Here is an 11,922-nt window from a genome sequence, read left to right as displayed (position 1 = left end):
GAGGGCCGCGACATTCTCAAGCGCGCGCTGGAATCCGATCTCAACACGATCAAGGACGTCATATCAGGCCAGTCCGAAAAGCTGGCGGAAGACCGCTCTACCCTGTCGAAGGCGCTCGAAGACGATCTCGCCAAATTGGCGGAAAGCCGGTCGAGCATCGACGGGCTGGTTGCCGGCCAGGTCGAGAAGCTAGCCGAAGGCCGCGACATCCTCAGACGCGCGCTGGAAGCAGACCTCAATACCATCAAGGGTATCGTCACCGACCAGTCCCAGCAGCTGACCGACAATCGCGCAGAGTTTGCGCGGGCGCTGGAGGCCGATCTCGGCAGCGTCAACGGTCTTGTAAACAGCCATGCCGAGAAGCTCATCCAGGACCGCTCGATCCTCTCCAAGGCGCTCGAGGACGACCTCGCCAAGCTGGCCGAAAGCCGGTCGAGCATCGACGGGCTGGTCGCCGGCCAGGTCGAGAAGCTGGCCGAAGGCCGCGACATCCTCAGACGCGCCCTGGAAGCAGACCTGCAGAAAATTGCGACGAGCCGCTCCGACGTCGACGGCATCATCGCCGGGCATGTCGGCAAGCTGGCCGAAGGCCGCGACATGCTGACCCGTGCGCTGGAGGATGATCTCTCCAGGCTCGCCGATACGCGCCAGGAAGTAGACCGTTCCCTGTCCGGCCATATCGACCAGATCGCCGCCAGAAGCACCGACATCTCAGCTGCAATCGCCGCGGATGTCGAAAAGATCGAGCAGGCGTTCAGCCGCCAGACCGGCATCATCGAGGAGCGCGCCGGGACCATGGAGCGCGCGCTGTCAACTGGTGTCGACAACGTTCGCAGCGTGCTCGAAAAGAGCGCCGTCTTCGTTGCGGGAGCGCTGCGCGAAAAGGTCATGGAAGTCACCAGCGCGCTGCATGAGCAGGCAGGCGCGGCGTTCAGCGACGCCGATCGCAAGATCGCCGAACGCGCCGAGCAAACCTCGGCCGCCTTGCTCGCCAGGGCAGAGGATATCGCCCGCACCTTCGAGGAGGCGGATCGCCGCCTCGCCGCACGTGCCGAGGACAGCTCGAGCACGCTCATTGCTCGCGCCGAGGATACATCGAGCGCAATCATGGCCCGTGTCGACGATACGTCGAGCTCCTTGCTGGCGCGCGCCCAGGAAACCGCCGACCAGCTGGCCGCCCGTGCCAGCGAGATCGCCGGTACATTCGATGCGGCGGACCAGAAGCTGGTTGCCCGCGCGGTCGAAACGGCGCAGTCGCTGGCCGCGCGCGCCGGCGACATCCTGCGCAATTTCGAAGGCGCCGACGAACGGCTCGGCGTGCGCATCGGCGAATCAGCCGAAGCGCTCGCGGCGCGGGCATCGGACCTTGGCCGCATTTTCGATGCCGCCGACCAACAGCTGATATCGCGTATAGCCGAAGGTTCGGAGGCGCTGTCGGCCCGCGCATCCGAGATCGGCCGTATCTTCGACGAGGCGGATCACCGTCTGGTGTCCCGCATCGCCGACAGCTCGTCCGCGATCGGAGAGCATACCGACAGCATCGTCGGCGCATTTGCCAGCACCGAGCAGCGGGTTGCCGAACGTGCAAGGCAGACCGGTCAGGAACTTGCCGTCCACGCCCGCGAAATCGAGCAGGCGCTCGCCGGGGCCGACGAGCGCCTGGCGTCCAGTGCGGCGGCTGCGGCGGCTCGCGTCGAGGAACAGGTCGCCGGCGTCGAGAACCGTCTCGCCTACACCACCGAGGCGATGGGCCAGAAGCTCAACGAGCAGGTTTCGAGCGCCGAGGCGCAACTCATTTCGCGCGCCAACGCGATCGCCGAAACCTTCACCGCGGTCGGCCAGCATATCGGCCAGAGCACCAACGACGCGGCGAAGACCATCGGCACCAACACCCGCGAGCTCAACACCATGCTCGCGGCACGTTCGGCCGAGATATCGAAAATCCTCGACGAAACGGCACGGCCTCTGGTCGAGCGCTTCGCCCAGGGCGGCTCGGAACTGCAAAAGAGCATGGAAGAGGTTACCGAGCGCGCGACCGAGAAGCTTCGCAGCGAAAACGCCACCCTCGTCAACGCGCTCGCCAGCCGCACGGCCGAAACATTGTCGGCCGTCGAAGGGGCACGCTCGACGCTCGCCGACAGTGTCGCCGATCTCATCGGCCGCATGAGTACCTCCAGCGCGCAGCTCGGTCAGCTGATCGAGCAGGCGGCAGCCAATCTGGGCCAGGTCGACGAACGCCTGACCGGCAGCACGCAAAGCTTCGCGGCAACGACCGAAAAAGCCGCCCAGACTTTCGCCAGTTCGGCGCGCCTGGTCGATTCGAACACGACACGGCTTACCGAATTGTCGTCTTCCACATTGCGCGAGGTCGCCGGCATCGCCACCAAGTTCGACGAGCACAGCCGGTTGCTTTCCAGTGCTTCGGACCTGTTGAGTTCGGCCCAGAGCAACCTCGAACATACGCTGGAAAGGCAATCGTCGCTGGAGGACCTCGCCGTCGGCCTGGTCAAGAAGTCGGAGGATCTCGAAAGGGTCATGCGCTCGTTCGAGACTCTGGTCGGCCAGACGCTGCAGAACGCCGAAGGCAAGACGCTGGAGTCGGCGGACAAGATCCGTACCGCCATTTCCGACGTCGTCGATTCGGCAACGAAGCGCTTCGCCGACGCGACCGAGGAGATGCGGCGCACCGCCGGCTCGATCAAGAGCGAGCTCGACCTCACCCGCGCCGAGCTCAAGAAGGGCGTCATCGAGATGCCGGAAGAGGCAAAGGAATCGACCACGGCTATCCGCCGCGCCGTTTCCGAGCAGATCAACGCATTGAAGGAACTTTCGGATATCGTTGCGAAATCGGGCCGCAGCGTCGACCCTTCGGAGCCGCGCAGCCTGCGTCCAGCACCGCAAGCGCCTGCCGCGCGCGCCGCTGAGCCGCAGCGCCGTCCTCCAGCCCCACAGGAGCCTCGTGCCCCTCAGCCGCCATTGGGTGGTGAGTCCGCACTGCGCGGCACGCTCGACCTGGAACGCCCGGTGGACACGGTGTCGCGCCAGCGCGATTCCAACGGCCGTACGGCACAGGGCGGATGGGTGCGAGATCTCTTGACCGGGGCATCACGCGAAGACGCCGCCAAGCCCGCGGCACCGTCGGAAGCGCCACGCTCGGCCCCGCCCCAGCGTTCGCCGCTTCATGTCGTGGAGTCGCTCAACTCGCTTTCCGTCGATATCGCCCGCGCCATCGATCACGATGCCTCGATCGAATTGTGGAACCGCTACCGGCGCGGCGAGCGTGACGTGTTCACCCGGCGTCTCTACACGCTGAAAGGCCAGCAGACCTTCGACGAGATCCGCCGCAAATATCAGATGGAGGCTGAGTTCCGCGCCGCCGTCGACCGGTACTGCGACGATTTCGAAAAACTGCTCAAGGACGTGTCGCGCAACGACCGCGACAACATGATGGCGCAGACCTACCTGACGTCGGACACCGGCAAGGTCTATACGATGCTTGCCCACGCCAGCGGCCGCCTGCATTGATCAGGCGATAGGGACCAAAAAAGCGGGACATGTCCCGCCTTTTTGTTCGATCCCGGGCAAGCATGTGACGCGACATGCGCCATATCGTCGGTCAGCGCCAATGCCTGTCGCCCGACTACGACTATTCGATTTGGATCAGATCACCGAATCGGTCCAGCGGACGATGTCCTTGGCCGCATCGCCGAACGCACTGTCGAGCGCGCCGATATAGGCCTGGTTGCCGCTGCCCGAGACGGGCGCCGTCGCGGTGAAGCTCTTGGAGGCACGCACCTCGCCGTTGCGGTCGTTCAATATCCGCACGAACAGGTCGACTTCGGCATGTTCGCCACCGTCGACCCGGACTTCGAAGGAACGGACCTCGACGATCACCTGATAGTCGATCGCCAGCCCCTCACCCGGCTTGCCGACACCGGCGAAGCTGCCCGAGCGCTGGAATGTTTCGGCCAGCCGCGCCTGCACGATCAGCGGCAGCCGATCGGCCCATTGCGCACCCTTGAGGTACTGGATCGAGCGCGCCGACGGCTTGATGACGATGTTCTGGCTGTCAAGCGCCTTGAGCGCGGAAGGCTGGGCGATGAGGATCTGGCGGCGGCCGCGGCCGCGCGCATCGAGTGCCGGCGCCGACAGCTCGAATGTGTCCAGGGGCGCCGGCCCGCCACCCGGCAAAAACGCGCAACTGGCTAGCGAAAGCGTAAGCAATGCCACACCCGCTTTGAGCCCACCCGATTTGACCCCGCCAAATTTAGACATGAATGACTTCACACGCGATCCCCGTTGTCCCCGGATCGTAAGATCAACCTGCACTTGCAACTCATGTTCTTGGGGCGGGCGAAAGCCGAAGTCAACGCCGCACCCTGCCGTCGAATTGCCGAACCTCGCCTTCGCCGCCTGACAGGATCCGCTGCGGATTGCGGCTGAGATCCGTCACCGCCTCTTCGATGCGGGTGATCGAACGGCGGCTGTCCTGGACCAGCGCTTCGACGTTCTGCAGGCCCTGGCCGGAGAAACGGGCCAGATTGTCGGTGATGGTGCCGAGGCGCGCGTTCAGCGTGTCGGCAACCTGCTTGAACGATTTCAGCGTATTCCTGGCATCGGCTATCATGCCGTCGGCCTGGCCCGAACCGAGCAACGTATCGACCTTCACGAGAATGCCGTCGACGCGCACCGAGGCGTCGTTGAGGCGCTCCGCGAGTTGCTGTGCGTCCTTGATCGTCTGGTCGATATCGTTGGCCCGGTTGGCGACTTTATTGGTCACCTTGGCGATGTCGGCGGCAGCCTCGTTGGCATTTTCGCTGGCCTTCTGGATGTTGGCCAGCGCCGTGCGAACCTGTGCCGGATCGATGCCATCGAGGACGCCTTCGACCTTGGCGAGCGTGCCTTGCGTCCTTTGGGCGAAGTCGTTGATCGATCCCACCGCCGTGTCGACGTTCCTGACGACCCCGTCAAACTGCTTCGAGGTTTCCTTCAGGTTCGCCGTCACCGTATCGACATTGTCGACGATGCTCTTGATCTGGTCCTTGTCGACCGCGTTGAGCAGCCCTTCCGCCGCCTTCAGCGTGCCGTCGAGCTTGCCCGAAACGCCCTTCAACTCTTCCGACAGCGAACTGACGCTGGCGAGGAATTTGTCGATGCCGTCGGAATTCTTGGCCAGCGCATCGGAGAAGGTTTGCACGTTGTTGACGGTCTGCGTCAGTGGTCCGCGAACGTCCTTGGTGAAGCCTTCGAGCTGGGTGAGAACCGTATCGGCGCGGGTGAAGATGTCCTGCGCCGTCTGCAACAGGTTGGTGACCGCCGACGGGTTGGCGACGATCTCGGCGACGCGGCCCTCCTCCTCGGCCTGGTCAAGAAGGTTCACTTCCTTGGGGTCGGCGCCCTTGAGTTCGATATTGGCCTGACCGGTGAGGCCGGCAAGGCCGATATCGGCCTGCGTCGATTTGGTGATCGGCGTCGTGCGGCCTATTTCGGCCTCGGCGATTGCCGCGGTCGGATTGTCGAGGTCGATATAGACGCGTTTGACATCCCCAACCCTGACGCCGTTGAACAGCACGAAACTGCCGCGGCCGAGGCCGGAAGCCGATCCCGGAATGCGCACCCGCAGCATCGCCGTCTCACCCCTGTCGCCGATCGCGGCCGTCCAATAGACGAACGCAAAGGCCGCCAGGATCGCTGCTAGCGTGAAAATGCCGACAATGACGTAGTTGGCTCTGGTTTCCATTTACCCACTTATGGCTATGCGCGTGCCGCAAGATCAAGCTGCCGCGCACGTTTTCCGCGGAAATAGGATTTCACCCAAGGTTCCTCGCTTTTGAGCATGTCGTCGATCGTGCCTTCGACCAGCACTTTCTTGTTGCCGAGCACGGCCACCCGATCACAAGCGGTGAACAGCGTGTCGAGATCGTGCGTGACCATGTACACGGTCAGATCCATGGTATCGCGCAGCTTGACGACCAGTTCGTCGAACTCGGCCGCGCTGATCGGATCGAGGCCGGATGTCGGCTCGTCCAGGAAGACAATGTCGGGATCGAGCGCCAGCGCGCGTGCCAGCGCCGCACGCTTGATCATGCCGCCGGAAAGCTCGGACGGGAATTTCTGCGCCGCATCCGGCGGCAACCCGACCAGTTCGACCTTGAGCATTGCCAGTTCGTCCATTAGCTTTCTCGGAAGATCGAGATATTCACGCATCGGCACCTGCACGTTTTCCAGGACCGTAAGCGCCGAAAACAGCGCGCCGTGCTGAAAGAGGACGCCAAGGCGCATGTCGATGCGAAGGCGTTCCTTCTCGCTCGCCTTTTCGACATCGACGCCGAACAGCTTGATCGTTCCCGACTGCTTGCGCACCAGGCCGAGGATCGCGCGCAAGAGAACCGATTTGCCGGCACCGGAGGCGCCGACAAAGCCGAGAATCTCGCCGCGCCTGATATCGAGCGACAGTTTGTCGAGAATGACCTTGTCGCCGAAGGACACGGTGATGTCGTGCGCGGAAAGCACGATCTCGTCTTCGTCAGCCGCGTCCGCAACTCCAGTCGCCTTTGTGTTGCCCTGCATCGCCATGTCAGAACTCGATCGCCGCGTAGAACATGGCGAAAAGCCCATCGAGGATGATGACCACGAAGATCGACTTCACCACCGAGGCCGTGACGTGCTGTCCCAGCGATTCCGCGCTGCCGCCAACCTTCATGCCTTCGACCGAAGCGATCGTGCCGATGATCAAGGCCATGAACGGCGCCTTGATCAGTCCGGCAAAGATGGTGCTGAGATCGATGGCGACGCGCAACCGGTCGATGAAGGCGGCCGGTGCGATATCGGAATAGAGCCATGCCGCCGCGATGCCGCCGCCAAGTGCGGCGAAATTGGCGATGATCGTCAGGCAAGGCAGTGCGATCACCAGCGCCACCAGCCGCGGAAACACCAGCACGCCGATCGGATTGAGGCCGATGACCTTCAGCGCGTCGACCTCCTCGCGCATTTTCATCGAGCCGATTTCAGCCGTGATGGCGCTGCCCGAACGGCCGGCGATCATGATCGCGGTCATCAGCACGCCGAGTTCGCGCAGGATCAGCACGCCGACCAGATCGACGACGAAGATATCGGCGCCGAAATAGCTGAGCTGGTAGGCGCCTTGCTGGGCAACGATCGCACCGACGATGGCCGACATCAGCACGACCACCGGTATGGCGCCGACGCCCATGCGGTCGATCTGGTTGAAGATCGCCGCCGGATTGACCGCATGGCCACGGCCGAGCTTCATCTGCGAGCCGCGTATCGTGGCGCCCAGTATGTTCATCGAGGCCAGGAAATCGTCGCGCATTTCATAGACGCGCCGGCCAACCAGCTCGAGCGCGCGAATGATGATGTTGGGCGGCTTTGTGCCGCCGGAATCGGGTTCGCGCCGAACGGCATCGCCAACGGCGCCGAGCAGGATCGAGGCAATCTCGCTTTGCCCTTGCAGCTTGATCTCGACGCCCTTCTTTTCGAAGGCGCTGACCAAACGGTCGATCAGCCAGGCCCCGGCGGTGTCCATCTTCTCGATATGCGAAAGATCGAGCGCCAGCGTCTTAAAACCGCTGCGCTTCTCGATCTTGCGCATCTCGGCGTCGACCAGCGTCACGGTGCGCGTCGTCCAGTTTCCGGAGAAGGCGCAGCCGAGAACGCCGCCCTCCTCGCCGACCGCGACACGCGGCTGGTGGTCGGCCCCATTGGCGGTCGTGCCGCTTGCGAAGCGTTTGCGGATGGTCAACATGGCGTCCTGTTTAGCCTGACGGGGCCGACCTGTCGATTTGCCGACGGGCTCGTTGTCGCATAGCCGGAGCAGAAAAATATGGCGCGTGTCATTTCGGTCGAGGCCGAGCGCTTTCCCATCGCCGGGATCTTCACCATTTCGCGCGGCTCGAAGACCGAGGCCGAGGTGATCGCTTGCACGATCAGCCAAGGCAGCCATACCGGGCGCGGCGAATGCGTCCCCTACAAGCGCTATGGCGAGACCATGGTCGGTGTCCGTGATGCGATCGAGGTTATGCGGGAGCAGATTGCCGGCGGCATCGGCCGCACCGCGTTGCTCGACGCCATGCCGGCGGGTGCGGCGCGCAACGCCGTCGACTGCGCTCTGTGGGATCTGGAGGCGAAGATCGCAGGCAAGCCGGTCGCCTCCAGCATCTGCGCGACGCCGCCGAGGGCGCTCGAGACGGCCTATACGCTGTCGCTCGGCGAGCCCGAGGCGATGGCCGCCCAAGCCCGCGCCAACGCCCAGCGCCCGTTGCTCAAGGTCAAGATCGGCGGCGACAACGATATGGCCCGTATCAGGGCGGTTAGAGAGGCGGCACCGGCGAGCCGCATCATCCTGGATGCCAATGAGGGCTGGAGCGACGACAACATCGTGGAAAACCTGGCCTTTGCCGCCGAGCACGGCATTGCGCTGATCGAACAGCCGCTGCCGGCAGGCCGCGACGGCATGCTTCGCCACATCGCGCATCCGGTGCCGATCTGCGCCGATGAAAGCGTGCATGAGGCAAAGGATCTTGCTTCGCTTGTCGGCCTCTACGACGCCATCAATATCAAGCTCGACAAATCGGGCGGACTGACCGCGGCGCTTGCCCTTCGCGACCGCGCCCGCGAACTGGGCTTCGGCGTCATGGTCGGCTGCATGGTCGGCACGTCGCTGGCCATGGCGCCGGCCGTGCTCCTGGCCCAGGATGCCGATTTCGTCGATCTCGACGGTCCGCTGCTGCTGGCCCGCGACCGCGTTCCAGGTCTCGTCTACCAAGGTTCGCTGGTGTCACCGCCCGATACGGCGCTGTGGGGCTGAACGCGCCGCAAGTCCGATCAGCGCCAGGCCGGCCAGGGCGATCGGGATCATGGCAAAAAAGCCGTCCACGCCGAAGCGGTCATAGAGAGGGCCGGACATGAGCGTCACCACCGCCATGAAAAAGCCGTTGGAGAAATAGGCGATGCCTTGCGCGGCCCCGGTGCGTTCCTCCGCGACCGTCTCGCCGATCATCTTCTGCAGTCCGATCAGAACCAGCGCCACCGAAACCGCGTGCAGTGCCTGGACTGCGAAAAATCCGGCAACGCCAAGGCCAAGCGGCCAGATCAAGGGAAAGGCGATCCAGCGGACAATCGAACCGAGCCCGGCCATCACCATGATCGACACCACCGAGAAGGAGCCGAAGACGCGGGTGAAGATCATGAACATGCAGACCTCCGCCACCACGCCCCAACCCCATAAGAGCCCAACAACCGAATCGCTGATACCGATGGATTTCCAGTAGATCGACACGAAGCCGTAGAGAAACGCATGGCTGGCGGTGATGACGCCGACGCCGATGGAGAAATAGAGGAAATAGGCGTTGAGGAGTTTTGGCGCCGATTGCTGGATGTCGGTCGCCGAAAGCGGCGAGGCCAGCCGGGGACGGCCAAGGCGTGGCGCGACCAGTCCGGCGGCAAGCGTTGCGCCAAGCGCTGCGAAAATGATCACCGGCACCGCCTGAGGGCTCGTTGCCGCCAGGATGAAGCCGCCCGCGAGGTTGGCGCACAGATAGGAGATCGATCCCCATTTGCGCATGCTTGCGTAGTTGGAGCCGAAGCGGCGCACGCCTGAAAGCGCCAGCGAATCGGCGATCGGCGAATGCGGCGTCCAGGCCACGGTGAGCGCCAGCGAAACGGCGAGCACCATGGCGTAGGTCGGCGTCAGAAAGTAGCCGGCCGACAGGATCAGTGACGCGGCCGCCAGCGCGACATAGACATGCGCACGGTCCCTCGCCCGGTCGGCCAGCGCAGTCAGCAAAGGTGTCGTCACCACGCGCAGGAACATCGGCGCGGCGAGGATCACGGCTATCTGCTCGGCCTGGAATCCCTTCGCCTGCAGCCACAGCGGAAAGTAAGGCACATGCATTCCGAGCGGCACGAAAAGCGTGAAGAAAATCAGGCTCATGCGCAGTTCGAAATGGCGCGGCTTGACGAGCTGTTCGGGCGAAAGCGGCGGCAGGGAGGACATCAACAGGCAATCCGTCGGCGCGGCCTTCGGCCGAGTCGGCCTGCAGCGCACGCCAACTCCATAACATGCTGAAAAAGTCGGCGGAACCGCTTGGACTAATCGATTAGAGCGAGATCAGGTCGGCTTTGCTCACGCCGCCTGGACTGCCCTGCCCCTGATGTCGACCGGCACCAGCACTTCGCTGCCGACAGGAGCTTCCGGCAGGACATGCGCCCATTGCAGTATCTCCATCCGGCCGTCGAAATGCTCGACCACCGCCGTGCAGCTCTCCACCCAGTCCCCGGTGTTGATGTATTGCACGTCCTCGTAGCTTTCGATCGCGGCATGGTGGATGTGCCCGCAGATTACGCCGTCGACCTGCGAGCGGCGTGCTTCCTCGGTCAGCATGGTCTGGAACGAACCGATGAAATTCACCGCCTTCTTGACGTTGACCTTGGCCCAGGACGAAAACGACCAGTAAGGCAGGCCGAGCAGTTGGCGAAGCCGCGTCACCACGCGGTTGACGAGCATGGCCGCGTCATAGGCGTAGTCGCCAAGATAGGCGAGCCAGCGCGCATTATGGACGACGGTGTCGAACTGATCGCCATGGATGACCAGAAACCGTTTGCCGTCGGCGGTCTCGTGGGTGACGCGATCGGCAACGACGATGCCGCCGAAATGCACGCCCTGGAACTGGCGCGCGAACTCGTCGTGATTGCCGGCGATATAGGTGATGCTGGCGCCCTTGCGCGCCTTGCGCAGCAATTTCTGGACGACGTCATTGTGACTCTGCGGCCAGTGCCAGCTCCGTCTCAGCCGCCAGCCGTCGACGATGTCGCCGACGAGATAGATGATATCGGCGTCGTGATGGCGCAGGAAATCGATCAGGAACTCGGCCTTCGCCGCCTTCGACCCGAGATGGACGTCGGAGATGAACATGCTGCGGAAAGTGCGGGGCTCTGCGCCAGGCATTGGATTCTCACCGTTGCTCTCGCGTGAGCCTATGCGCCGATTCATGCAACAACCGTATGACGGTTGCGATTGGTCCAGCCCCAAGAGTAGGTTGCCGAGCCAATCAGAGGAGAAAATCATCATGGATCTCGGCATTCGCGGCAAAAAGGCCATCGTCTGTGCCTCCAGCAAGGGACTTGGACGCGGCTGCGCCACGGCGCTGGCCGAAGCCGGCTGTGACCTGGTCGTCAATGGGCGCAACGCCGACCAACTGGCCAAGACCGCCGCCGAACTTCGCGAAAGATTTGGCGTCAAGGTGACTGAGATCGTCGGCGACGTCTCAAAGCCCGAGGTGCAGAAGGCGCTGCTTGCCGCCTGTCCAGATCCCGATATTCTCGTCAACAACAATGGCGGACCGCCGTTTCGCGATTTCCGCGAGCTCGACCGCGAAAAGATCCTCGAAGGCGTCGCCCAGAACATGGTGACCCCGATCGAACTGGTTCAGGCTGTGATCGACGGCATGGCCGAACGCGGCTTCGGCCGCATCATCAACATCACCTCGCTGTCGGTCTATGTTCCCATTCCCGGCCTCGACCTGTCGTCGGGCGCGCGCGCCGGCCTGACTTCGTTCCTTGCCGGCGTCGCGCGGACGGTGGTCGACCGCAATGTGACGATCAACAACATGTTGCCGGGCAAGCTCGACACCGACCGGCTGCGCCCCCCGCATGAAGCCGGCACCCCCGAAGATCCGGCAGCCGCCGCCGCACGCAAGACCCAGGCGGCAGCCAACATTCCGGCCAAGCGGCTCGGCACGCCGGAGGAATTCGGCCAGATCTGCGCCTTCCTGTGCTCGGTTCATGCCGGCTATCTGACCGGGCAGAACATACCGGTGGATGGTGGCGCCTACGTCAGCGCGTTCTAGTATCTAGCGCTTGGTACCCGCTGGGAACGGCGGGAAACGACCGATATTGAAAAAG

9 protein-coding genes are annotated in these 11,922 nt (G+C 63.5%); 3 read left to right on the top strand and 6 right to left on the bottom strand.

Annotated elements, in window-relative coordinates; all coding sequences use genetic code 11:
- Positions 1–3,525 (top strand): coiled-coil domain-containing protein (locus IQ26_RS01985; protein ID WP_476738616.1); only part of this gene is annotated, 3,525 nt, incomplete at its 5' end.
- Between the two features lie 135 nt (positions 3,526–3,660).
- Here the strand turns inward: IQ26_RS01985 and IQ26_RS01980 are convergent.
- The 4 genes from IQ26_RS01980 to IQ26_RS01965 all read right to left on the bottom strand — a co-directional run bounded on the left by IQ26_RS01980 (position 3,661) and on the right by IQ26_RS01965 (position 7,765).
- Positions 3,661–4,275 (bottom strand): ABC-type transport auxiliary lipoprotein family protein, encoded by a 615-nt coding sequence (locus IQ26_RS01980; protein WP_208760092.1) that lies wholly within the window; start codon positions 4,273–4,275, stop codon positions 3,661–3,663.
- 91 nt (positions 4,276–4,366) lie between these two features.
- Complete coding sequence (locus tag IQ26_RS01975) at positions 4,367–5,740, bottom strand: MlaD family protein (protein ID WP_145712431.1); 1,374 nt, start codon at positions 5,738–5,740, stop codon at positions 4,367–4,369.
- Positions 5,741–5,754: 14 nt separating this feature from the next.
- Positions 5,755–6,576, bottom strand: a complete 822-nt coding sequence (locus IQ26_RS01970; protein WP_145712426.1) for an ABC transporter ATP-binding protein — start codon at positions 6,574–6,576, stop codon at positions 5,755–5,757.
- A 1-nt stretch (position 6,577) separates the two neighbouring features.
- A complete protein-coding gene (locus IQ26_RS01965; RefSeq protein WP_145712423.1) occupies positions 6,578–7,765 on the bottom strand; it encodes an ABC transporter permease in 1,188 nt (395 codons plus the stop codon).
- 78 nt (positions 7,766–7,843) lie between these two features.
- Between IQ26_RS01965 and dgcA the strand changes: the two genes are divergently transcribed.
- Positions 7,844–8,827 carry an N-acetyl-D-Glu racemase DgcA gene (gene dgcA / locus IQ26_RS01960; protein WP_145712420.1) on the top strand — a complete coding sequence of 328 codons (984 nt, stop codon included), beginning with the start codon at positions 7,844–7,846 and terminating at the stop codon, positions 8,825–8,827.
- Here the strand turns inward: dgcA and IQ26_RS01955 are convergent.
- Positions 8,798–10,015, bottom strand: a complete 1,218-nt coding sequence (locus tag IQ26_RS01955) for an MFS transporter (RefSeq protein ID WP_145712417.1) — start codon at positions 10,013–10,015, stop codon at positions 8,798–8,800. The two genes, dgcA and IQ26_RS01955, sit on opposite strands and share 30 nt — an antisense overlap.
- Positions 10,016–10,144: 129 nt before the next feature.
- The gene (locus IQ26_RS01950; RefSeq protein WP_145712410.1) at positions 10,145–10,966 is read right to left on the bottom strand and encodes a UDP-2,3-diacylglucosamine diphosphatase; all 822 of its coding nucleotides are present in this window, start codon (positions 10,964–10,966) and stop codon (positions 10,145–10,147) included.
- A 121-nt stretch (positions 10,967–11,087) separates the two neighbouring features.
- Between IQ26_RS01950 and IQ26_RS01945 the strand changes: the two genes are divergently transcribed.
- Positions 11,088–11,867 (top strand): SDR family oxidoreductase, encoded by a 780-nt coding sequence (locus IQ26_RS01945; protein WP_145712406.1) that lies wholly within the window; start codon positions 11,088–11,090, stop codon positions 11,865–11,867.
- Positions 11,868–11,922: the final 55 nt, after the last annotated feature.

The sequence above is a fragment of the Mesorhizobium tianshanense genome, from assembly GCF_007830515.1.
In the GTDB taxonomy this organism is placed as follows: Bacteria; Pseudomonadota; Alphaproteobacteria; order Rhizobiales; family Rhizobiaceae; genus Mesorhizobium; species Mesorhizobium tianshanense.
The sequence above is the reverse complement of the archived record's forward strand: the minus strand, read 5'-3'. Positions and strand labels throughout refer to the sequence as shown.

Coding starts and splice junctions, on each gene's coding strand:
- IQ26_RS01980 (WP_208760092.1), bottom strand. CDS start 4,275: ATGTCTAAATTTGGCGGGGTCAAATCGGGTGGGCTCAAAGCGGGTGTG.
- IQ26_RS01975 (WP_145712431.1), bottom strand. CDS start 5,740: ATGGAAACCAGAGCCAACTACGTCATTGTCGGCATTTTCACGCTAGCA.
- IQ26_RS01970 (WP_145712426.1), bottom strand. CDS start 6,576: ATGGCGATGCAGGGCAACACAAAGGCGACTGGAGTTGCGGACGCGGCT.
- IQ26_RS01965 (WP_145712423.1), bottom strand. CDS start 7,765: ATGTTGACCATCCGCAAACGCTTCGCAAGCGGCACGACCGCCAATGGG.
- dgcA (WP_145712420.1), top strand. CDS start 7,844: ATGGCGCGTGTCATTTCGGTCGAGGCCGAGCGCTTTCCCATCGCCGGG.
- IQ26_RS01955 (WP_145712417.1), bottom strand. CDS start 10,015: ATGTCCTCCCTGCCGCCGCTTTCGCCCGAACAGCTCGTCAAGCCGCGC.
- IQ26_RS01950 (WP_145712410.1), bottom strand. CDS start 10,966: ATGCCTGGCGCAGAGCCCCGCACTTTCCGCAGCATGTTCATCTCCGAC.
- IQ26_RS01945 (WP_145712406.1), top strand. CDS start 11,088: ATGGATCTCGGCATTCGCGGCAAAAAGGCCATCGTCTGTGCCTCCAGC.